This is a genomic window from Pelomicrobium sp. G1, assembly GCF_051905455.1.
Classification (GTDB): domain Bacteria; phylum Pseudomonadota; class Gammaproteobacteria; order Burkholderiales; family UBA6910; genus Pelomicrobium.
The window spans coordinates 1-483 of the sequence record NZ_JBQACR010000097.1 but is presented as its reverse complement, the minus strand read 5'-3'; the positions used below and the strand labels follow the sequence as shown (position 1 = coordinate 483).

The 483-nt window shown below is 68.7% G+C and carries 1 pseudogene; it reads left to right on the top strand.

Annotated features, from left to right (window positions below):
* Positions 1 to 482, top strand: a pseudogene (locus ACTFO6_RS17630) (hypothetical protein); the annotation flags it as partial.
* Position 483 lies beyond the last annotated feature (1 nt).

The window sequence follows — 483 nt, the reverse complement described above, 5'->3', positions numbered from 1 at the left end:
AGGATCTGCTGGCGGAGGTACGCGCCCGCCGGCGCGACCTGGTGATCGACGCCCTGACGATCCCCGTGGCGTATCTCCGCGCCGGCACCCCGGATGTCGGCGTGCCGCCCCTGGGCGGATATGACGCCTGGTCACGCATGGTGCGCCAAGCGCTTGTATGGTTAGGCGAGACTGATCCCTGCAACACCATGGAACGGACCCGCGAGGATGATACGCGCCGCGCGGCAACCCGTGCAGTGTATGCAGCGTGGCATGCCGCGCTCGGTGAGGCGCCGGTTACCGTGGCCGATTTGCTGGCGCAGGCGCGCCAGGACCCTGACCTAGCCGCGGCGCTGCGGGATGCATTTGGCGATGATGTGACCGCCCGCGGGGTGGGCGCGTGGTGCGCCTACCACCGGGACCGGCGGGTGGATGGGTTGGTGTTACGCGATTCTGGTATTAGCCGCACCCGCGCCAGGCGGTGGTTGGTGGAAAGGGCATGAC